General features: G+C 75.2%; 12 protein-coding genes. 2 read left to right on the top strand and 10 right to left on the bottom strand.

Annotated elements, in window-relative coordinates; genetic code table 11:
* Nucleotides 1-27: 27 nt before the first annotated feature.
* Genes ABT093_RS31380 through ABT093_RS31415 form a run of 8 tightly spaced genes read right to left on the bottom strand, consistent with a single transcriptional unit; the run spans nucleotide 28 to nucleotide 15777 of the window.
* A complete protein-coding gene (locus ABT093_RS31380; protein ID WP_350570196.1) occupies nucleotides 28-1629 on the bottom strand; it encodes an amino acid adenylation domain-containing protein in 1602 nt (533 codons plus the stop codon).
* A complete protein-coding gene (locus ABT093_RS31385; protein WP_350570198.1) occupies nucleotides 1626-4520 on the bottom strand; it encodes a type I polyketide synthase in 2895 nt (964 codons plus the stop codon). Before ABT093_RS31385 ends, ABT093_RS31380 begins: the two co-directional genes overlap by 4 nt.
* The gene (locus ABT093_RS31390; protein WP_350570200.1) at nucleotides 4517-7903 is read right to left on the bottom strand and encodes a non-ribosomal peptide synthetase; all 3387 of its coding nucleotides are present in this window, start codon (nucleotides 7901-7903) and stop codon (nucleotides 4517-4519) included. Before ABT093_RS31390 ends, ABT093_RS31385 begins: the two co-directional genes overlap by 4 nt.
* Complete coding sequence (locus ABT093_RS31395; protein WP_350570201.1) at nucleotides 7900-8169, bottom strand: phosphopantetheine-binding protein; 270 nt, start codon at nucleotides 8167-8169, stop codon at nucleotides 7900-7902. Before ABT093_RS31395 ends, ABT093_RS31390 begins: the two co-directional genes overlap by 4 nt.
* On the bottom strand, nucleotides 8169-10463 hold the full coding sequence (locus ABT093_RS31400; RefSeq protein WP_350570203.1) for a beta-ketoacyl synthase N-terminal-like domain-containing protein: 2295 nt from the start codon (nucleotides 10461-10463) through the stop codon (nucleotides 8169-8171). The genes ABT093_RS31395 and ABT093_RS31400 overlap by 1 nt, the downstream gene beginning before the upstream one ends.
* A complete protein-coding gene (locus tag ABT093_RS31405) occupies nucleotides 10456-13641 on the bottom strand; it encodes a non-ribosomal peptide synthetase (RefSeq protein WP_350570205.1) in 3186 nt (1061 codons plus the stop codon). Before ABT093_RS31405 ends, ABT093_RS31400 begins: the two co-directional genes overlap by 8 nt.
* Entirely contained in the window at nucleotides 13638-14912 is a 1275-nt protein-coding gene (locus ABT093_RS31410; RefSeq protein ID WP_350570207.1) for an MFS transporter, read from the bottom strand. Before ABT093_RS31410 ends, ABT093_RS31405 begins: the two co-directional genes overlap by 4 nt.
* 1 nt (nucleotide 14913) lies before the next feature.
* Entirely contained in the window at nucleotides 14914-15777 is an 864-nt protein-coding gene (locus tag ABT093_RS31415; RefSeq protein ID WP_350570209.1) for an aminoglycoside phosphotransferase family protein, read from the bottom strand.
* A 267-nt stretch (nucleotides 15778-16044) separates the two neighbouring features.
* On the opposite strand from ABT093_RS31415, the gene ABT093_RS31420 reads away from it, so the two are divergent.
* Both ABT093_RS31420 and ABT093_RS31425 read left to right on the top strand, forming a co-directional pair.
* Nucleotides 16045-17850, top strand: a complete 1806-nt coding sequence (locus tag ABT093_RS31420; protein WP_350570211.1) for an AfsR/SARP family transcriptional regulator — start codon at nucleotides 16045-16047, stop codon at nucleotides 17848-17850.
* Between the two features lie 73 nt (nucleotides 17851-17923).
* Nucleotides 17924-18127 carry a hypothetical protein gene (locus ABT093_RS31425; protein ID WP_350570212.1) on the top strand — a complete coding sequence of 68 codons (204 nt, stop codon included), beginning with the start codon at nucleotides 17924-17926 and terminating at the stop codon, nucleotides 18125-18127.
* A 79-nt stretch (nucleotides 18128-18206) separates the two neighbouring features.
* Here ABT093_RS31425 and ABT093_RS31430 read toward each other — a convergent pair whose 3' ends face one another.
* On the bottom strand, nucleotides 18207-20198 hold the full coding sequence (locus ABT093_RS31430; protein ID WP_350570213.1) for an RICIN domain-containing protein: 1992 nt from the start codon (nucleotides 20196-20198) through the stop codon (nucleotides 18207-18209).
* Between the two features lie 254 nt (nucleotides 20199-20452).
* Nucleotides 20453-21370 carry a TIGR03619 family F420-dependent LLM class oxidoreductase gene (locus tag ABT093_RS31435; protein WP_350570214.1) on the bottom strand — a complete coding sequence of 306 codons (918 nt, stop codon included), beginning with the start codon at nucleotides 21368-21370 and terminating at the stop codon, nucleotides 20453-20455.
* Between the last annotated feature and the right edge of the window lie 15 nt (nucleotides 21371-21385).

Below are 21385 nucleotides of genomic sequence, written 5' to 3' on the forward strand. Positions count from 1 at the left end.
CCCGGCCGTGCCGGGGTCCTGCCGTGTCTACCGGGCGCGGCGGCGGCGGGGTGGTGGGGGGAGGGCGGAACGGTCGGCCTTGCCGTGGGCGGTGGTGGGGATCTCGGCGAGCGGGACGACGCGGGCGGGCACCATGTGCTCGGGCAGGTGGTCGGCGAGGTGGCCGCGCAGGCCGGCCTCGTCGAGCTCGTCGGGCGCGCCGTCGGCGGGGACGGCGTAGGCGATCAGGGTCCGGCCGTCGCGCAGGACCGCGACGGCGTTGCGGACCCGGGGGTGGCGGCGCAGGGTGGCCTCGATCTCGCCGAGCTCGACGCGCTGGCCGCGGATCTTGACCTGGGTGTCGATCCGGCCGAGGTAGTCGAGGTGGCCGCCGGGCGACCAGCGGGCGAGGTCCCCGGTGCGGTAGACCCGCTCGGTGCGGCCGGCGATCGTCAGTTCGACGAAGCGCTCGGTGGTGAGGTCCGGGCGGCCCGCGTAGCCGCGGGCGAGCGAGGGACCGGCGAGCAGGAGTTCACCGGGGACGCCGACGGGGGCGAGGCCGCCGGACTCGTCGACGACGTAGGCGCGGACGTTGGAGAGCGGGCGGCCGATCGGCACCAGGTCCCCGTCCTCGTGCGGGCGGCAGTGCCAGCCGGTGACGTCGATGGTGGCCTCGGCCGGTCCGTACATGTTGTGCACGGCGGCCTTCGGCAGGGCGGCGGACAGGGTGTTCGCGAGCTGGGGCGGAAGGGCCTCGCCGCCGCACAGCACCGTGTGGAGGGTGGTGCAGCGCTCTGCCCCCGGCTCGGTGACGAACAGCGCGAGCATCGACGGCACGAAGTGGACCATGGTGACCCCGTGCCGCCGGATCAGCTCGACCAGGGCCTGCGGGTCGCGGTGGGCGTCCGGTGGCGCGACCGCCAGGCTGCCGCCCGCCAGGAAGGCGAGCAGGAGTTCCCAGATGGAGACGTCGAAGGTGTACGGGGTCTTCTGCAGGAGGACGTCGGCGGGCCCTAGCCGGTGCCGGTCGAGCATCCCGGCGAGCCGGTTGGCGAGGGCGGCGTGGGTCAGTTCGACGCCCTTGGGCTCGCCGGTGGAGCCGGAGGTGAAGATGACGCAGCACAGGCCGTCGACGACGGCGGGCTCCGCGCGGTAGTGCCGCCAGTCGAGCGGGACCGGTGCGGTGGCGGCCGGTGCGGTGGCGGCCGGTGCGCCGGTGAGCGGGAGGACCGGGACCGGGTGCCCGTCCGGCAGCGGCGGCGCGTCGGCGTCGGTGAGCAGCAGGGCCGCCCGGGTGGAGTCCAGCATGGCGCGGAGCCGGACCGGCGGGTGCCGCGGGTCCAGCGGGACGTACGCGGCGCCGGCGAGCAGGATGCCGAGGACGGCGGTGACCAGCGCGGGGCCGCGGCGGGCGGACAGGCCGACCACCGCGCCGGGGCCGATGCCCCGGGCGGTGAGGCGGCCGGCCAGCGCGGCGGCGTCGTCGAGGAGCCGGCGGTAGGTGAGGGTGTCGTCCCCGTACCGCAGGGCGATCGCGTCGGGTGTCCGGGCGGCCTGACGGCAGATCGTCTCGTGGACGGGGGTGCGCGGGGCGGGGGTCGGGTCGGGGTTGAAGCCGAGCAGGGTCGGCAGGTCGGCGCGCCCGCTCATCCGGCCACCGCCTGGTCGGCCACCGCCTGGTCGGCGATCGCGCGCGGGGTCGGGGACTCGGCGAGGGCGGCGATGTCGATCGGGGCGTCGAGTGCGCGCTGGACCTGGGAGATCATCCGGATGAAGAGCAGGGACTCGCCGCCGAGGGCGAAGAAGTCGGAGTCGGCGCCGATGTCGGGGACGCCCAGCAGGGTCCGCCAGATGGCGAGGACCCGTCCGAGCGGCGTGTCCGCGGCACCGTCCGCGGCGCCGTCCGCGTCCGCGACGGCGTCGGCGACCTGGACGGCGGCGGGGACGGCGGGTGCGGCGGCGTCGAGCCAGTGCCGGGTGGCGGCGAAGGGGTGGGTGGGCAGGACGGTCCGGGCGGCGGGGGCGCCGGCCCGGACGGCGGGCCAGTCCAGCTCGACGCCGTGCGCCCAGAGCTGTCCGAGGCCGCCCAGCAGGTCGGCGCGCCGGGGTTGCAGGGCGACCATGGCGGCGTGCCGGGCCGCGGGGATCTGCCGGGCGCTGCCGATCAGTCCGCTGCCGGGGCCGACCTCGACCAGGACCAGCCGGGAGCGGTCCGCGACGGCCTCCACCGCGTCCTGGTAGCGGACCGGACGGCGCAGCTGCTCGGCCCAGTAGCCGGCCGGGCGGACGCCGCCCGCGGGCAGCAGGCTGCCGTCGACGCTGCTGACCACCGGGACGGTGACGGGGCGGGCCGGGACGCCCGCGGCCGCGGCGCCGAGGGCGGAGGCGGCGTCGGCCATCATCCGGGAGTGGAAGGCGCGCCGGGCGGGCAGTGGCCGGTGCTGCACGCCCTCGGCCCGGAGCCGTTCGAGCAGCCGGTCGACCGGCGCGGCCGGGCCGGAGACCACCACGACCTCGGGGGCGTTGAGCGAGGCCACGTCCAGGTCGCCGAGGTCCGCGAGGAGACGGCGGACCTCGGGTTCGGCGGCGAGGACGACGACCATCCGGCCCTCGGGGGCGCGCTGCATCAGCGCCCCGCGTTCGACCACCAGCCGCAGCATCTCGTCGGGGGTGAGCTCCCCGGCGAGCGCGGCGGCGGCGAACTCGCCGACCGAGTGGCCGATCAGCGCGGCGGGCTTCACCCCGAGGGACAGCAGCAGCCGGCCGAGCGCGTACTCGTGCAGGACCAGTGCGGGCTGGGTGAGGTCCGTGCGGTGGACCAGCCCGTGCGGGTCGTCGCCGAGCAGCAGTTCGCGCAGGTCGACGCCGAGGAGGGCGTGGACGTGGTCGGCGCCCCGGTCGAGGTCGGCGGCGAATCCCGGGAAGCGGTGGTACGGCCAGGCGGCCATGCCGGGGGCCTCGGCGCCCTGCCCGGGGAAGAGCAGGACCACCTCGGGCCGGCGCAGCGCGGTGCGGTGGGGAGCGCGGGTCAGCGCGTGCGCGGCCGCGGCCGGGTCCCCGGCGACCACGGCGAGGCGGTGCGGGAAGTGCCGGCGGTGTTCGCGGGTGGTGGTGGCGGCGTCGCGCAGCGGCAGGCCGGGCCGCTCGGCCAGGTGGGCGGCGAGCCGTTCGGCGGCGGCTCGCAGGGCGTCCTCGGTGCGGGCGGAGACCACCAGCAGCTCGGGGCCCTCGGCCGGCGGCGCCGGTTCGGCGGGCGGCGCCTCGGTGAGGACGAGGTGGACGTTGGTGCCGCCGATGCCGAAGGAGCTGACGGCGGCGCGGCGGGGCTGCCCGGGTGGGGCGGGCCAGTCGCGGGCGACCGTGTCCACGGTGAACGGGCCTGCCGGGTCCAGCAGTTCCTCACGCGGCCGGGTCACTCCGGCGAGCGGCGGGAGCCGCCGGGCGCGCAGCGCGAGCACGGCCTTGATCAGCCCGGCCACACCGGCGGCGGCGGACAGGTGACCGATGTTCGCCTTGACCGAGCCGAGCGAGCAGTGGGCTTCGCCGGGTTTGAACACCTCGTGCAGCGCCGCGAGTTCGATCGCGTCGCCGACCTCGGTGGCGGTGCCGTGCGCCTCCAGGTAGCCGACGGTCGCCGGGTCGACGCCGGCCGCGGCGTAGGCGCGGGTCAGCACGTCGACCTGGCCGGCCACGCCCGGCGCGGTGTAGCCGACCTTGGCGGCGCCGTCGTTGTTGATCGCGGAGCCGGAGATCAGGGCGTGGATCAGGTCGCCGTCACGGCGGGCGTCCTCGGCGCGTTTGAGCGCGACCACGCCGACGCCGCTGCCGGGCACGGTCCCGTTGGCGGTGGCGTCGAAGGGCCGGCAGGTCCCGTCCGGCGACATGATGCCCTTGGGCTCGTACTGGTAGCCGGACTCCTGGGGCAGGGCGAGGTAGGCGCCGCCGGCCAGGGCCACGTCGCAGTCGCCGGTGCGCAGGCTCTGGCAGGCCAGGTGGACGGCGGTCAGCGAGGTGGAACAGGCGCTCTGGACGGTGATCGCCGGGCCGCCGAGGCCCAGCCGGTACGCGATCCTGGTCGCCAGGTGGTCCTTCTCGTTGGTGAGGACCACGGAGAGCAGCCCGTCCGCCTCCAGCACGGCCGGGTCGGCCAGCACGTGCTGCTGGAGGTAGTAGTTGAAGCCGGCGCCGGCGAACACGCCGACCCGGCCGGGCGGAGCGTCGGTGAGCAGGCCGCCGGACTCCAGGGCCTCCCAGGCGGCCTGCAGCAGCAGCCGGTGCTGCGGGTCCATCAGGTCCGCCTCGCGGGGAGGGATGCCGAAGAAGGCGGCGTCGAACAGCTCCGGGTCGGCGACGGTGCCGCGCACCGGGACGTAGCCGGGGTCGTCCAGCCGCGCGGCGGGGACGCCGGCCGCGAGCAGCTCGGCGCGGCCGAGCCGGCTGACGGTGATCCGGCCGGCCACCAGGTTCGACCAGTAGGCGTCCAGGTCGGCGGCGCCGGGGAACCGGCCGGCCATGCCGACGACGGCGATCTCCTGGCTCATCTCGGTACTCCCGTGGTCGTCGTGCGCAGGTGTGCGGCCAGGGCCTGCACGGTGGGGAAGCGGTAGAGGTCGGTCAGCGGGATCGGGCGGCCGCCCAGCTGCTCCTGGAGCCGGCGGCGGACCAGGGCGACGCCCAGGGAGTCGCCGCCGACGTCGAAGAAGCCCTCGTCGGTGTCGAAGTCGTCGGTGCCGAGGACTCCGGCCCAGATCTCCGAGATCAGCTCCTCCAGGTCGGCGGCGGGCGCGGACGGGGAGGCGGTGGCGCGGGAGGGGGCCGGGGCGGAGGGTGCGGTCAGGGCGCCGAGGGCGCGCAGGTCGACCTTGCCGTTGCGGTCCAGCGGGAAGGCGTCGAGGGCGAGCCAGCGCTGCGGGCGCTCGTACGGGGCGAGCCCGGGTTCGACGGCGGTGCGGATCCCGGCGAGCAGGTCGGAGGGTGCCTTGACGGCCGCGCACAGCCGCTCGGCCGCCACGAACACCACGGCGTCCAGGACGCCGGGCTGCTCGCGGATCCGGCGTTCCACGTCGACCGGTTCGATCCGGTGGCCGGCGATCTTCACCTGGCGGTCGGCGCGGCCGAGGAAGCGCAGCCGTCCGTCGGCGCCCCAGCGGACCAGGTCACCGGTGCGGTACTCGCGCTCGCCGGAGCCTTCGGTGAACGCCGCGGCGGTGCGCTCCGGATCGCCGAGGTAGCCGTCGGCGAGGCCGGCGCCGGTGGTGCGCAGTTCGCCGACGGCGCCGGGCGGCACGAGGCGGCCGGTCTCGTCGGTGATCCGTACGCCGGTGCCGTGCACCGGGGTGCCGATCGGGAACGGGTCGGGCACCTCGTGGGCGCCGTCGGCGTGGCAGACGGTGGTGAAGGTGGTGTTCTCGGTGGGGCCGTAGCCGTTGGTGACGCGCAGCCGGCCGCACTGGCGCAGCACCCGGCGGACGTGGTCGGGCGAGACGACGCCGCCGCCGGTGAACAGCTGGCGCAGGCCCGCGAACGCCTCCGGCCGGTGGTCGGCGACCAGGTGGAACAGGCCGGAGGTGAGCCAGGCGTGGGTGACGCGGCCGGTGGGGAGGAAGGCGGCCAGGCCGCCGGGGGTGGGCTCCTCGGGCGGGTGGACGACCACCGTGCCGCCGGCGGCGAGCGGCACCAGCAGCTCCAGGGTGGAGGCGTCGAACGCCAGCGGGGAGAGCCGCAGCATCCGCGCTCCGGCCGGGCCGGCGAACAACCGCCCGTCGTCGGCCAGCCGCAGCACCGCCCGGTGCGGGACCACGATGCCCTTGGGCTCGCCGGTGGTGCCGGAGGTGAAGGAGACGTACGCGGTCGCGCCGGGCCCGGCCGGTACCGCGGTCCGGACGGGGGAGGGCCCGGTGTCAGCCGTGAGGTCGGGCACCGGGCACCGGGGGACGGCGGCGAGGGCCGGGTCGTCCGCGGCGCCGCCGATGCGGGCGGCCGGGGCGACGGCCTCGGCGATGCGGGTGCGGCGCTCGGCGGGGACGCCGGGGTCGACGGCGACGTAGCCGGCGGGCAGGCTGAGGACACCGAGCACGGCGACGGCCTCGGCGGCCGAACGGGGCACCTCCAGCACCACCCGGTCGCCGGGGCGGACCCCGAGGGCGCGCAGCCGCTCGGCCTGGGCGAGGGCGCGGGAGTGCAGTTGGCGGTACGTCAGAACGGTTCCGGTGTACGGGTCGTCGACGGCGACGGCGTCGGGCTGCCGCTCGGCCTGCCGCTCGAACCGGCTCCACAGGTCGTCGCCGCCGGTGAACTCGTCACCCAGGCCGAGCTGTCGGAGCCTGAGCCGCTGTCCGGCCGAGAGCCCGGTGACCTCGCCGAGCGGGGCGGCGGGCCGGGCGGCGAGTTCGGCGAGAACGGTCCGGAAGGACTCGGTGAGCTCGCCGATGTCGGCCGCGTCCTGCGCCGAACTCGCGTACTCCACGGCCAGCCTGGGCCGCCGCGACCAGTCCTGGACGAACAGCAGGGCGTCGAAGACCGAGCCGTGGCAGTGGCCCTCGTGCACCCGCCATTCCCCCGTCGCGGTGCCGAAGCGGTCCGGGACCAGGTCGTGGTGGGCGGCGAAGCCGAGCTGGGCGACCGGGTTCCGGGCCGCGTCGACCTCCCCGGCGAGCGCGTCGACCACCCGGGCGAAGGGCAGGTCGGCGTCGCTGACGGCCTCGGCGAGCGCGGCCGCGGTGGCGCTCACGTAGGCGGCGGCCGTCTGCCCGTCGTCGATCCGGCAGCGGACCGGGACGATCCGGGTGCACAGGCCGACGACGTCGGCCATGCCGGCCTCGAACCGGCCCGAGGCGGCCACGCCGAGCAGCAGGTCCGAGGTGCGGGCGCGCCGGGCGGCGGCCAGGGCCCAGGCGGCGAGCAGGACGGAGGTGACGGTGGTCCGGGCCTGCCGGGCGAGCCCCTCCACGGCCTCGCCGACGGCGGGCTCCAGCTCGAACACCAGCCGTTCGCCGCGCCCGTCGGCCTCCTCCGCGCGGGGGCGGTCGGTGGGCAGGGTGGCGACCAGCGGGGCGCCGGCCAGCCGGGCGGTCACCCGGCCGGTGGCGGCGGCGAGTTCCCCGGCGGCGTCCTTGGCGGCGAGCCGGGTGGCGGTCCACTCGGGGGAGGGCGCGGCGGCGGGCAGCGCGGCGGGCCCGTCCTCGTAGAGGCGGGCGAACTCGCGCCACAGCACGCCGATGCTCCAGCCGTCGGCCAGCGCGTGGTGCACCAGCACGGTGAGCAGGGTCCGTTCGCCCGTGTCGGTGCGGACGAACACCACCGGCGGCTCCTCGAAGGGGCGCAGCAGCTCCGCGGCGCGCCGCCCGTACAGCTCGTGGACGGCCCGGACCGGGTCCGTGCCGGCGGGCAGGCGCTGGTGCAGCAGCCGCGGGGTGCTCCCGGGAGGCAGCACGGTCCGGCGGGCACCCTGGCCGTGCTCGCCGAACAGGGTGCGCAGCGACTCGTGCCGGGCGGTGAGCGCGCGCAGGGCGGCCTCGGTGCGGGCGGGATCCAGCCCGCCCGGCGGCTGCAGCGTGAACATCAGGTGGTACGACTGGTCGCGGCCGGCCAGATGGGCGGCCAGCATGGCCTTCTGACCGGGCAGCAGCTCCCGGTCGAGTGCCTCGGCGGACACCTCGCGCGGCGCGGGCTCGGTGCGGACGTAGTCCCGCGCCCCGGCCAGGGCCTCGGCCAGCGGGAGCGCGCCGAGCAGCCGGGCGACCTCGACGTCCTTGGCCAGTTCGCGCTGGCCGCCCGCGGTGAGCGCGATCGCCTGCAGCGAGGTGCCGCCCAGCGCGGTGAAGGACTCCCGCGGGGCGCGGGCCCCGACCTCCCCGGCCGCGAGGCCGAGGAGGTCGGAGACCAGCGGGGTCCACTCGGCGAGCGGGCCGGCGGGCAGGGTCATGCCCGGCCGCCCTGGGCGATCCGGTCCGGCCCGGTCTTCGCGGCGACGGCCAGCAGGTCGCCGTAGCGCGGGTTCTCCAGGACGTGGTTGAGCTCGACGGCGAGGCCGAGCTCCTGGCGGACCAGGGTGGACAGCCGAAGGGCGCTGAGCGAGTGCCCGCCGAGGTCGAAGAAGTCGTCGTCCTGGTCGACGGTGTCCACGCCCAGGACCTCCATCCAGACCTGTTCGAACTCCGCGGCCCATGCCATGTCCAGGTGCTCACTCATCACAGGTGCCTCTCCTTGGCCGTGGGGGGAATGTCGAGGTAGTGGCGGGTCGGGGCGAAGGGGTAGCCGGGGGCGGGGACCCGGCGCAGGCCCTCGTCGAGCGCGGGGTCCCAGGGGCCGCCGATGCCCATCTCCCAGAGCAGGCCGACCGAGGCGAGCAGCCGGTCGTAGCCGTTGGACAGCGGCGGTGCCTCGACGTCGACGTGCGGCAGCACCTGGGTGGAGATCTCCAGCCACGCGGCCGGGTCCGGTCCGGCGGCGGGCGGCGCGAAGCTCCGGTCGTGCTCCTCGTGCAGCCGGGCCGCCCAGTAGCCGGGGTCGGTGGCCTGCGCGGTACTGACCGGGGTGCCGTCCGGGGCGTACAGCGGGACGTCCGGCTCGGCGCAGCGCAGGCCGTCGGCGGGCCGGCCGAGGGTCAGGCCGATCGCGTCGCCGAAGCCCAGCACCCCTGCGGCGCAGGCCGCGGCGAGGGCGCCGACGCCCTGGCCGACCAGGGCGGACGGGCGTACGCCGCGCCGCCGGAGCGCGTCGATCCAGGCCTGGGCGAGGGCGAAGCGGCCGGCCAGCTCCCGGGTCTCCAGGTCCGGTTCGCCGCCCGCGGTGCGCAGTTCGGCGTAGCCCCGGTCGACGAGCTGCCGGAAGTGCGGGTCCAGGTTGTACGTGTGCGGGCTTCCGGGCAGGCGTCCGCCGCCGGTGAGGAAGTAGCCGACGCCGCGCTCGGCGTGCTGCGCGGTGGCCCGGCGGACCGGCCGCAGCGGCTTGAACTCCTCGTCGGGCGTGCGGATCAGGCAGCCGCGCCAGGGCAGCTCGGCCCGGCCGGTGCGCAGGGTGAAGCCGAGGTCGGGAAGGTCCGCGGCCGGCACGCCGGCCAGGTGCGCGTTCACCCGGGCGAGGCTCTGGGTGGCGGCCTCCTCGGTCTTGGCGGAGACCAGCAGCAGCTCGCTGCCCTCCCGGCGCTTGCGCCCGGTGTCGCGGACGGGCGGCGCCTCCTCCAGCACGACGTGGGTGTTGGTGCCGCCGATGCCGAACGAGCTGACGCCGGCCCGGCGCACCCCGTCGATGGCCGGCCACTCGTGCGCCTCGGTGGGCACGTACAGCACCGACTTGTCGAGCCCCAGCGCGGGGTTGGCCTCGGTGAACCGGGCGACCGGCGGGATGGTGCGGTTCTTCAGGGCGAGGACGGTCTTGACCACGCCGACCACCCCGGCCGCGGTGTCCAGGTGGCCCATGATCGACTTGAGGGCGCCGAGTGCGACGGGCTGCCGGTCCGGGCGGTCGGTGTCGAAGACGCCGCGCAGCGCGGAGACCTCGATGGGGTCGCCCAGGACGGTGCCGGTGCCGTGCGCCTCGACCAGGCCGATGGCGTCCGGTTCGAGTCCGGCGACGGCCAGCGCGGAGCGGATCGCGGTGGCCTGGCCCTCCGGTCCGGGGGCGGTGAAGCCCGCCTTGCGGGCGCCGTCGTTGACGGCGGCGGTGCCGGCGATCACCGCGTGGACGGTGTCGTTGTCCCGGATCGCGTCCTCCAGGCGCTTGAGCACCAGGATGGCGCCGCCGTCGGCGTCCACCGTGCCCTGGGCCTGGCTGTCGAAGGTCCGGCAGCGTCCGTCGGGGGAGAAGATCCCGCCGGGCTCGTGGAAGTGGCCGCGCCGGGTGGGCGGCGCCACCGAGGCGGCGCCGGCCAGCGCGATGTCGGCCTCGTGGGTGAGCAGGCTCTGCACCGCGAGGTGGACCGCGACCAGCGAGGTGGAGCAGGCGGTCTGCACGGTGAACGCGGTGCCCTGCAGGTTGAGCTTGTAGGCGATCCGGGTGGCGGCGAAGTCCTTGTCGCTGGAGATCAGGATCTGCAGGCCGCCGGCGGACTTCACCGCGCGGGCGTTGGGCCACAGGACGTCCAGCAGGTAGACGTTCAGGCCGGTGCCGACGTGCACGGCGATCCGGTTGCCGTCCGGGGCGATCGGCGGGTAGCCGGCGTGCTCCAGGGCGCTCCAGGCGCACTCCAGCAGCACCCGCTGCTGCGGGTCCATCAGGACGCTGTCCTGCGGCGAGTAGCCGAACAGCCGGCCGTCGAAGCAGTCGTAGTCGTCCAGCACCGAGCGGGCCGGGACGAAGTCGGGGTGGTCGATCACCTCGTCCGGGTAGCCCCAGCTGCTCAGCTGCTCGCGGTCGAAGAAGCTCATCGCCTCCACGCCGTTCTCGATGTTGTGCCAGAAGCGGTCCAGGTCCCGTCCGGCGCCGGGCAGCCGGATCCCCATCCCGATGATGGCGATCCGGTCCTCTCCCAGGTCGTCAGGCATGCTCGTCCCCTCTGCTCAGTCGCCGCCGGCGGGCGAGCTGTTGGCGGCCCTGCCGGCGTTGTGCGAGCCGTTGGTCGGCGGCCGGCGCGGTCGGCGCCGGCCGGAAGTGCGCGGCGCAGGCCGCCGCCGTGCCGAAGCGGAAGAGGTCGGTCACCGAGATCTCCAGGCCGATCTCCGCCATCCGCTGCTGCACCGTGATCAGGGCGAAGCTGTGCCCGCCCACGTCGAAGAAGTTGTCGCCCGGCTCCAGATCGGGCCGTCGCAGGACCTCGGCCCACAGCGCCCGGATCCGCTCGGTCAGCGAGTCGCCGCCGGGCCGCGCCGGGGCGGGCACGGCCGCCGGGGCGGTGCGCTCGGCGAGCAGCCGGCGGGTGTCGACCTTGCCGTTGGCGTTCAGCGGGATCCGCTCCACCGGGACGATCCGCGAGGGCACCATGTACCCGGGCAGTTCCTCGCGGACCAGGGTGCGCAGCTCGCGCTCGCCGCCGAGGCCGGGGTCGGCGACCACGAAGGCGATCAGTTCGTCGGCCTCGGCGGCGGCCACGCAGGACCGCACCCCGGGTTGGCGCAGGAACGCGGCCTCCACGTCGGCGAGTTCCACCCGGTAGCCGCGGACCTTGACCTGGTCGTCCTCCCGGCCGAGGTAGACCAGCCGGCCGTCGGGTGCCCACTTGGCGAGGTCGCCGGTGCGGTACAGGGTGCCGGGGGCGTACGGGTCGGTGCCGAAGCGCTCCGCGGTCAGCTCGGGCCTGCCGAGGTACCCGGCGGCGACCAGATCGCCGCCGACGTACAGCTCGCCGGGCACGTTGACCCCGGTCGGCCGCTTGCGGGCGTCCAGGACGTAGCAGCGGGCGGAGGGCAGCGGCACCCCGATGTCGCCCTCCCGCACCCCGCCGAGCCCGGCGGCCGGGACCTGGGCGATGGTGACGTGGATGGTGCCCTCGGTGATCCCGTACATGTTGACGAAGACCGCGGGCAGCCGCTGCGGGTCGACCAGCAGGGCCAGCCGGGACCAGCTGAGCGCCTCTCCCGCCAGTACCACGTACCGCACCGGGGAGGTGCCCCGGCCGAGCGTGTCGAAGAACGGCGGCAGCAGCCGGTACAGGGCGCCGGGAGTGAGGCTGAGCACCGTCACCCGCTCGTCGTGCACCAGCCGGGCCAGCCGCGGCGGGTCGACCAGGTCGGCCTGGTCGGCGATCACCAGGCGGGCGCCGGAGGAGAGCGCGCCCCACATCTCCCAGACCGAGACGTCGAAGGAGAAGGAGTGGGCGCCCAGCCAGCGGTCGCCGGGGCCGGTCTCCAGGCCGGCCGGGGTCGGGTCGCAGAGCGCGTTCAGGCCACGGTGACGGACCATCACGCCCTTGGGGACGCCGGTGGATCCGGAGGTGAAGATGAGGTAGGCGAGGTCGTCCGGCTCGGGCCGTGCCGCGGGCGCGGGTCCCGGGCCGTCCAGTGTGCGGGCGTCCAGCAGGGCCCGCTCCCCGGCCAGGCCGCGGGCCAGTTCGAGGGTGTCCGGTTCGACCAGCAGGGTGGCGGGCGTGGCGCCGGCCAGGATCAGTTCCAGTCGCTGCCTCGGGTACTCGGGGTCGAGCGGCACGTACACCCCGCCGGCCTTCCACACACCGAGGATCGCGGCGCCCACGGCCGGCGAGCGGCCGAGCAGCAGGCCCACCCGCTCGCCCCGGGCGAGACCGTTGGCGGCCAGCCCGGCGGCGATCCGGTCGGACCAGCCGTCCAGCTCGCCGTACGTCACCCGGGCGTCCCGGTGCACCAGCGCCACGGCGTCCGGGGTGCGGGCGGCATGGCCGCGGAACGCGTCCAGCACGGAGGGGTGCCCGGCGGGCCGCTCGGGAACCGGCGGGTTCCACCCGGCGGTGAGCCGGTGGTGCTCCTGCGGCGAGACCAGGCCGGGCTCACCGTCACCGACCACCGCCGCCAGCAGGGTGTGGTACTGCTCCAGCAGCCGCTCGGCGGTGGCCCGTTCGAACAGCTCGGTGGAGAACTCGGCGCGCAGGAACGGCGCCCCGGTCGAGACGTCCACGGTCAGCGCGAGGTCGAACTTGGCGGCCTCGATCTCCACGTCCACCTCGGTGGTCCGCAACCCGGCGAACTCCGGCACGGTGAAGGTGAAGTTCTGCACCGTCAGCATGGTCTGGAACAGCGGGGCGTGGCTGAGCTGCCGCTCCTCCCCGACGGCCTGCACGATCTGCTCGAACGGCACGTCCTGGTGGCCGAGCGCGGTCAGCGCGGTGCGCCAGGTGCGGGTGGTCAGCTCGGCGAAGTCCGGGTCGCCGGACAGGTCGACCCGGATCGGCAGGGTGTTGACCAGGCAGCCGACCAGCCGCTCCTCGGCCTCGTCCAGCCGGTTGGCCACCGGAACGCCGATCACCACCTCCTGCTGGCGGGTGTAGCCGGCCAGCAGCTTGGCGTACGCGGTGAGCGCCACACCGAACAGGGTGGTGCCGCGCTCCTTCGCCCAGGCGGTGAGCCGGGCGACCAGATCCGGGTCGAGCGGCCGGCGCAGCACCGCGCCGGCGAAGCTCAGCACGCTCGGCCGGGGGTGATCGGTGTGCAGGGTCAGCTGGGGAGCGCCGGAGAGCAGCCGGCGCCAGTTCTCCAGGCGGCGGGTGTTCTTCGACCAGAGCGCGCGCTGCGCCTCGGCGTAGTCCAGGTAGCTGGGGCCGGCCGGTGCGCCCGCGCCGGTGCCGTACTCCTCGGCCAGGTCGTCCAGCAGCAGGCCGACCGCCCAGCCGTCGCAGGCGATGTGGTGCACCAGCACCACCAGGGCGTGCTGGTCCCGGTCCCAGGAGACGAGGTGGGCGCGCAGCACCCGGCCGCCGGCCAGGTCGAACGGGCGGGCGGCCTCGGCGGCCACCAGCTCGCGCAACTGCGCGTCCTGCCCGGCGCGGTCGGCGGGGCCGCCGTCGTGCAGGGCGATCTCCGGCTCCGTGTCCTCGATCACCCGCTGGACCAGCTCGCCGTCGCGCACCGCGAATCCGGTCCGCAGGACCTCGTGCTTGGCGGCCACCCGGCGCAGCGCGCCGCTCAGCGCCGCGCGGTCGAGGCCGCCCTCCATGCGCAGCGCGAACGCCACCACGTAGGCGGGGTTGCCCGGCTGGAGTTCGTTGAGGAAGTAGAAGCGCTCCTGGGCGAAGGAGGCGCGTGCGGTGCGGGTCATACCGGTTCCTCCGTCTCCACGGGGGTGTCCCGCGCGGCGGCGAGGCCCGCCATCGCCTTGGCGCTGCGCCGGGCGGCCGGCCCGATCAGCAGTGCGGCGCCGGCCACCAGCGCGGCGATCGCCGCCCAGCCCCAGAAGCCCTGGGCGATGACCAGGCCGGAGAAGAGCACCGGGCCGGCCACGTTCTGGGTCGCCACGTGCAGGTCGAAGGCGCCCAGGTACTCGCCCTCGGCGTGTTTGGGGGCGAGGCCGAGGGCCAGGCCCCAGGCGGACGCGGACTGCATCACCTCGGCCACCGACAGGGCCAGCACGGTGGCGACGATCGCGGCCACCGCGAGCGCGGTGTGGTGCCAGACGGCGGTCAGCGACACGGCGAGGCAGCCGGCCGCGATCCACAGGCCGGCCTTGCGGCCGGTGGCGGCGGCGCCGGTCAGCGTCTCGGCGCCCTTGCTGGCCCGGACCTGGAAGAGGATCACGAACCCGGTGTTGATCACCAGCAGCAGCGGGACCAGGAAGGGCCGCACCTCGGTCCGGTTGATCGTCCACAGCGGCAGGACCACCATGAGCAGGCTGATGTGCGAGGCGAGCAGCGCGGAGAGACCGACGACGCTCAGGTAGCGCAGGTCGCGGATCGCGCCGAACGGGCGGGGGCGGCGGGCGGCGGGGCTGGGCGCGCCGGCCGGCAGCCGGGTCGCCAGGGCGGCCGCGGAGCCGAGCAGCACCGCCGAGCCGACCGGGATCAGCACCAGCAGTCGCGAGCTGAGCGCGGCGAGCGCCGCGATCCCGATGCCGACGCTGAAGCCGATGTTGAACATCGACCGCATCATGGCGTTCAGCCGGACCCGCTCCCCGTCGGGGACGAGGGTGGCGACCATGGCGCTCTCGGTGGGGCCGGTGCCGTAGTCGAGGAAGGCGATCAGGACCACCAGGACGTAGAACCCCGCCGCGTCGGAGACCACCGAGTACAGGCCGAACCCGAGCGCGACCGCCGCGAACAGCGCGCACAGCAGGGTCCGTTTGGGCATCCGGTCGGCGATCATGCCGAACAGGACCGAGGAGACCAGCCCCGCGAAGCCCGCGGCGGACAGGCCGATGCCGACCTGGCCGGCGGAGAGCCCGACGTGCAGGGTGAAGTAGACGACGCTGCCGCTGATGAAGACGCCCTTGCCGGTGGCTCCGGCGAAGCGGATGGCCAGCAGGCGGCGGCGCAGCGGGTCGGCGGGGATCAGCCGGGCGAGCCGGCCGGCGGGCACCGTGTCGTTGCCGCTCACGTCAGTACTCACCGCGCCCGAACGCGAGCAGCTCGGAGGCCCGCTCGGGGCTGGGGGAGCGGGACGCGCCGAGCGGGGCCATCGCCCGGCACCAGGCGTCCAGCCGGTCGACGTCCAGCCCCGCCTCGCGGGCGAGTTCGTCGCGCCGCCACACCATGGTGGCCCGGTCCCGGCCCTCCAGGACGTAGTCGGCGGCGTCGAAGCAGCGCTCGCCGGCGCAGGCGATCGGGCTGCGGGCGACCAGGCCCCGGGTGTCGCTGGCCAGGACGTTGCCCAGGTGCAGGTCACCGTGGAGCAGCACCCGGTCGGCCGGGTCGGCGAGCAGTTCGGCGCAGATCCGGCGGGAGGCGGTGCAGTCCAGGCCGCCGCGCTCGGTCCAGCCGTACATCAGCTCCAGCCAGTCGGTGATCCGGCGCGGCGAGGCGTCCGGGTCACCGGCCTCGTGCAGCTCGGTGAGGAAGCGGGCGTAGTCGGCCGGTGCGGGCTGTTCGGGCAGGTCCTCCACCGGAGTCCCGGGGTGCACGGCCTCCAGCAGGGCGGCGCCGCGGGCGGTGGCGAGCACCTCCGGCACCCGCCCGCTGGGCGCGAACTGATGGAGCATCGCGACCTCCTCGGCCAGCGCGTAGGAGTCGGCGGCGAGCTTCAGGCTCGCCGCGCCGCGCGGTCCGGTGCAGGCCAGCACCACGGAGGAGACCCCCGAGGTGAAGTCGGTCTCGACATCGGCGCCGATCTCCAGCTCCCACTCCCGGGCCAGGGTCGCCACCTGGCCGGGCAGGGCGCCCAGCCAGCGGTGGTTGACCCTGCCGGTGCGGGCGTAGTCGGCGATCGCCTGGAATCTCGCGGTTATCTCTTCCAGATCAAGCAACGGGGATCATCACCAATCGGCAAGCGGCGGACGATCTTTGACGCGATCAACGCCGACAGCCTGGCGGAGACCCGTTCAAGCCGGATGGAAGCCGCGTGCAAGTTCCGTTCAAAAGAGGCTCCTGATGCGTCGGTTCTTGACGGGAAGTGTTCAAGATGGCTTCAATCTCAGTCATAACCGTGCAGTTTCTGGGGAGATATGGTGGCTGGAGCGATCTGGTTCGGCCTCCTGGGGCCTCTTGAGATACGCGTCGCGGGAGCCGCGGTCATGGTGCCGTCGCGGGTCCGGATCCTGTTGGCGAGCCTGCTGTGCCGCCCCAACCAGACGGTGGGCGTGACCGAACTGGCCGACGCGGTGTGGAGCAACCAGCCACCGCGCGCCGCCACCACCACCCTGCGCAGCCACGTACTGCGGCTGCGCCGGCTGCTGGGGGAGGCGGCCGAGCGGGTCGAGACCACCGGATCCGGCTACCGGATCGGGGTGGACCCGCAGACCGAGCTGGACGCCACCATCTTCACCGCGCAGAGCGAATCCGCCCGCGGCGCCGCCCGGAGCGAGGACTGGCAGACCGTCTCCCGCTCGGCCACCGCCGCCCTGGAACTGTGGCGCGGAGCGCCGCTGTCCGACGTACCCTCGGATCCGCTGCACCGGGACGAGGTGCCGGGCTGGCTGGAGGCCCGCGTCGAGCTCACCGAACTCGCCGCCTGCGCCGACCTGCGGCTCGGCCGCACCGCCGAGGCGATCCGGGTCCTGCGGCGGCTGGCCGCCGAGGAGCCGCACCGGGAGGGCGTGCACGCGCTGCTGATCGAGGCCCTGGCGGCCGCCGGGCGGCGCGCCGAGGCACTCGAGGTCTACCGCCGGATGCGCGCGGCACTCGCCGCCGATCTCGGCATCGAACCCGGTCCACAGATCGCCGCCGTGCACCAGCGGGTGCTCGGGTCGGGCGGCGCCACGCCCCCTCCGGGCGCCCGCCGGGCGCCCGCCCCCGCCGCGTCCGCCGAACCGACCCGCCGCTCCCCGCCCGTCCCGGTCACCGTGCTCCGCCAACTCCCCGCCGACCTGGCCACCTTCACCGGGCGGAGCGCCGAACTCGCCGCGCTGCTGGACGCGGCCACCGGGCCGGCCGGGTCCCCCGCCACCGTCCAGGTCACCGCGATCGAGGGGATGGCCGGCGTCGGCAAGACCCGGCTCGCCGTCCGCGCGGCCCACGAACTCGCCCGGGCCGGCCGGTTCAGCCAGCTCCAGCTCTACGTCAACCTGCGCGGCTTCGACCCGGACCACCGCCCGCTCGACCCGTCCGACGTGCTGGACGGGCTGCTGGGCGCCCTCGGCGTGGACGGGTCCCGCGTCCCGGCCGGGCTGGACGCCCGCGCCGCGCTGTTCCGCGACCGCCTGCACGGCCGCGAGGCGCTGCTGCTGCTCGACAACGCCGCCGACGAACCGCAGGTCCGCCCGCTGGTTCCGGCCGGGCCGGGCTGCCTGGTCCTGGTCACCAGCCGCCGCCGGCTGGCCGGCCTGGACGGCGCGAACGCCCTGCCGCTCGACCCGCTCAGCCCGCCGGAGGCCGTCGCCCTGCTGGCCGCCACCGCCGGGCCCGACCGGATCGCCGCCGCCCCGGAGGCCGCGGAGCGCATCGCCGGGCTCTGCGGCCGCCTCCCGCTCGCCCTCGCCCTCGCCGCCTCCCGGCTGCGCGCCCGCCCCGCCTGGGGCCTGTCCGACCTCGCCGAACACCTCGAACACGGCGGCATCCGGGCGATCGTGGCGGGCGACCGCTCGCTCCGCACCGCCTTCGACCTCTCCTACCAGGGCCTGCCGGAAGCGGCCCGGAGGTTCTTCCGGCTGCTCGCCGTCCACCCGGGCCGCGACTACACCGCCCGTTCCGCCGCCGACCTCGCCGCCCTCGATCCGGCCTCCGCGCGCGAGGCACTGGAGGCGCTGGTCGACGAGAACCTGCTGACCCAGGACCGGCCCGAGCACTACCGGCTGCACGACCTCCTGCACGCCTTCGCCGTCGAGACCGCCGCCGGGCACCCGGGAGCGGAGGAAACTTCCGCCGGGGTGTCCCTGAGCTGACCCGAGGCGGTCACCGACCGGGCCCTCGCCGCCCTGCTCCCGGCCCTCCCGCTCGGCCCGGTGCTCGCCCCCCATGCAGCAACCGGGCATCCTCACCATGCCCCGGCCCGGCCTCGACCTCGCCCATGGCGCCCGGACCTGGACCTGGCGGGAACACGCCGGCCCCACCACCTGGACGGCCTACGCCACGACCCCTCCCCGACCCACCGACCAGGCCCTCGGCCCCGTCCCCGAAGCCCCCGCCGGCTACCTCCAGCCGGCCCCCGAACCCACCTGAGGCGGCACCGGCGCCCGCCCCGGGACGGTGGCCGGATCACGGGGATCCGGGCCGTCCGGTCCGGGGCGGGCGCCGTCCGTCAGCGGAGCTGGAGGGACCACTCCTGCTTCCAGCCGCCCTCGCAGGTCCACACGCCGAGCTGCTTGTGGTCGGAGTCGAGGGTGAGGCAGTCGTCGTCGGAGATCTGGATCCGGTACCTGCCGTTGCCGACGCCGACGAACTGCCACTTCTGGTTGGAGGTGTTGCCCCAGGCCTGCTGCTCGGCGACGTAGGTCTCGGGGTTCTCGGTGAGGTTGTAGCCGAGGTCGTTGACGATCCGGTAGCGGTCGCCGCCCAGGGGCTTGATCGTCCAGGTGGAGCCCTTGTAGCCGAGGATCCCGCCCAGCACCGGCGCGCCCCAGCTCGCGGTCTCGGTCGGGGCCGTCGCGCCGAGGCCGTTGTCGAGCTTCAGGAACAGCGGCCGCTCGGTCGGGACGGTGGTGCTGCCACCGCCGGTGCCGCCGCCCGTCGGGGGCTTCGTGGGGTCGGTCGGCTTCGTCGGGGTGCCGGGCTCGCCCGGGACGACGACGCCGCCGGAGGCGGATTCGAGCACCCACTCCTGCTGCCATCCGCGCTTGCACGTCCACACGCCGAGCTGCTTGAAGTCGGAGTCGTGGGCGAGGCAGTCGTCGTCGGAGATCCGGATCTGGTAGCGGCCGTTGCCGACCGCGTAGAGCTCCCACTTCTGCTTGGAGGAGTTGCTCCACGGCTGGAGTTCGGCCAGGTAGCCGCCGCTCTCGGTGAGCTCCAGCCCGTAGGAGCTGGTGATCCGGTAGCGGCCGCCGCCCACGGAGGTGAGCTTCCACTTGGACTCGTTGCCGCCCCGGATCCCGGGGACGACGGACGCGCCGGCCGAACCGCCGACCGGGAGGGCGCCGAGCCCGTTGTCGAGCTTGAGGGTGACGTCGGCGCCGTTGCCGGGCGTGCCCGGGTCGGTGGTCGGCGGGGTGCCGCCCCAGGCCCAGTTCTGGTTGGGCGCGTCCCGCTTGTCCTCGGAGCCGCAGGCCCAGGCGGTGACCTTGCTGCCGTTGGCGGTGCGGCCGTCGAAGTCGTCGACGCAGACGTCCCTGGAACGGTCGTCCAGGTCCGTCAGGTGCCGCAGCCCGCCGCTGGGGGACATGTGCCAGCGCTGGCCGGGGATCTCCAGGCAGTCCCAGATCTGGAGCCTGTTCCCGTTCGCGGCCCTGTTGTCCGCGAGGTCGAGGCACTTGCCGTTGGCCGCGCGGAGCTTGTAGCCGTTGTACGTCCACTTCTGGGCGTCGCCGCCGTTGCACTCCCACAGCTGCACGGGGGTGCCGTTCGCGGTGCCGTTGCCGCTGACGTCCAGGCAGGCGTGGTAGCCCGGGGCCGCGGAGTCCGGGGTCAGGCTGCCGGTCCTGCTGCCGTAGCCGGAGCGGGCGGGGAAGTGGATGGTGCGCACGTCGCCGTCGCACTTGTAGGGCCGCGCGGTGCCGGACCGGCAGGTCCACGGCTCCTTCTTGACGCTGTCGCCGTCGTTGCCGACGAACGCCCAGTTCATGTAGCCGCCGTCGCCCCGGTTGCGGAACGTCGACTCGCCCTGGAACACCCAGATCCGGAACTTGTCGTAGCCGGAGGGCTCCTTCTGCTCCTTGTCCATGAAGTGGTTGAGCTTGTAGGTGGTGTCGAGCAGCACGCCCTTCATGTCGGCCTTGTGCTCGTTCGTGAACCACTCGGTGTCGTACAGGTCGGTGCCCACCGTCTTGAACACCATGACGTTGAATCCCGGGAACTTCTCGCTCAGCTTCGACGCCGTGTTCTGGGTGAACTGCGCGTTGTCCAGCTTGTTCGCGTTGGCGGCGCTGCGCATGAGCTTGATCGTGTCGAAGGCCGAGGTGATCAGCGAGGTCATGCAGTTGCCGCCACCGGGCACGGCCGGGGTCCCACAGGTCTTGTCCACGGGCATGCCGGCGGCGGCCGGTGCGGCCTGGGCCTGCACGGCCGGTCCGGACAGCACGGCGACCGCGGCGAGCCCGCAGGCGAAGGCGCGTTTCAGGCGGGACAGCGGTTTCATCTCGGAATCGTCTTCCTTCTCGAATCGGAGACCGGTTTCGTCTCGACGGAGAAGGACGATAGATCGGGGAAATCCGCCGTCCCGTGTGCCCTGACGGCATCCATACGCCGGGGCCCGGCGTTCTGCCCTTTCGTGCACCGACCAGGCCGGACCGGCTTCTCGCGCACCGGGTGGGCACCGCGCCGGTCGTGCCGGACGGCCCTCTGACGCCGCCTCCTCCCGGCCACCCGCACCGCGGGCGGCCGGGAGGAGGGTCACCCGGCGAGGGCGGCGCGGAACTCCAGGGCGAGGGCGAGGAACTCGTCCGCGGAACGCGCGGTGTGGTGCAGGTCGAGCAGCGGCTCGGCGCCCAGCTGCCGCATCGCGTCGGCGAAGTAGTCGGCGATCTGCCCGATCGTGCCGCGCCGCGGGACCTGCTCCGCGGGTACGGGCGTGGCGGTGATCACCGGGTTGGCCCGCAGGATCAGACGCAGCGCCCGCGGGTCCCGCCCGGCGGCGCGGGCGGCGCCGTGGAGGCGATCCCGGATCCCGTGCAGCGCGGGAACCGGCAGGCCGACGCCGAGCCAGCCGTCGGCGCGCCGTCCGACCCGCTCCAGTGCGGCCGCGCTGAACCCGCCGAGCAGGACGGGCGGGCGCGGCCGCTGGACCGGGAGGGCCAGCACCGTCGACGGCGGGACGGTCCACAGCGCGCCGGTGTGCCGGACGTCCTCGCCACCCGCCCAGAGCGCCTCCAGCACGTCCAGGGTCTCCTCCAGCCGGGCCGCCTTGCCCTCCCAGGGGACGCCGACCGCCTGGTACTCGTCCTTGGACCAGCCGAGCCCGATGCCGACGTCCAGCCGGCCGCCGCTGACCCGGTCGACGGTGGTCAGGGTGCGGGCGAGCAGCGCCGGCGGCTGCCAGAGGGCGTTGAGCGTGCTGGTGCCCAGCCGCGCCCGGCGGGTGGCGCCGGCGGCCACCGTCAGCAGGGTCAGGGGGTCGAGGAAGGTGCGGAATCCGTCCGGGACCGTGCCGTCCCCGCCGGGGTAGTGGTTCTGCGGGTCGTTGGGGACCAGGATGCGGTCGCCCGTCCAGAGGTGGTCGTAGCCGGCGGCTTCGGCCTCGGCGGCGACCCGGGCGGTCAGGGCGGGGTCGGCGAAGGCGCCGTACTGGGGGAGGGCGAGTCCGATGGGCATGGGCGTGCACACCTT

The organism is Kitasatospora sp. NPDC002551, from assembly GCF_040296005.1.
Lineage (GTDB): Bacteria > Actinomycetota > Actinomycetes > Streptomycetales > Streptomycetaceae > Kitasatospora.